Raw genomic sequence first — 414 nt, 5'->3', positions numbered from 1 at the left:
GTCCGGGCCTCGACGGCTTCGTGCAACGCGGTCAGTTCCGCGCCACCCTGTCCGTCGCGGACACCGACCCAGACGACACTGATGTAGGACAGCGCCGGGAACACGCCGAGACCGCCGAACTCGGCTTCGAACGGCTCGACGCCGCTGTCTTCGACCGCCCCTTCGAGAGCAGTGACGATGTCGTCAACGCGGTCCGGGTCGGTGTCGCCGAGGAACTTCAGCGTGATGTGGGCCTGTGCGGGGTCGGTCAGCCGAAGCCCAGAGACGCCGTCGAAGCGTTCCTGTACGCTCTCGATAGCGTCTTTGAGCCCGTCCAGATCGACGCTGACGAACAGGCGGTTGGCCATAGCTAGCGGTTCCGGTCGTGTCCGCAAGAAAGCTACGACGGGGTCAGTGACTGCTGTGATCTGGGGC

General features: G+C 65.2%; 1 protein-coding gene. It reads right to left on the bottom strand.

Features of this window, described 5'->3' with window-relative positions; all coding sequences use genetic code 11:
* The coding region (gene thpR, locus FY251_RS21825) for an RNA 2',3'-cyclic phosphodiesterase (RefSeq protein WP_148416994.1) at positions 1–347 on the bottom strand (347 nt) is incomplete at its 3' end.
* Between the last annotated feature and the right edge of the window lie 67 nt (positions 348–414).

Source organism: Haloferax sp. KTX1 (assembly GCF_902410085.1).
Classification (GTDB): domain Archaea; phylum Halobacteriota; class Halobacteria; order Halobacteriales; family Haloferacaceae; genus Haloferax; species Haloferax massiliensis.
The sequence above is the reverse complement of the archived record's forward strand: the minus strand, read 5'-3'. Positions and strand labels throughout refer to the sequence as shown.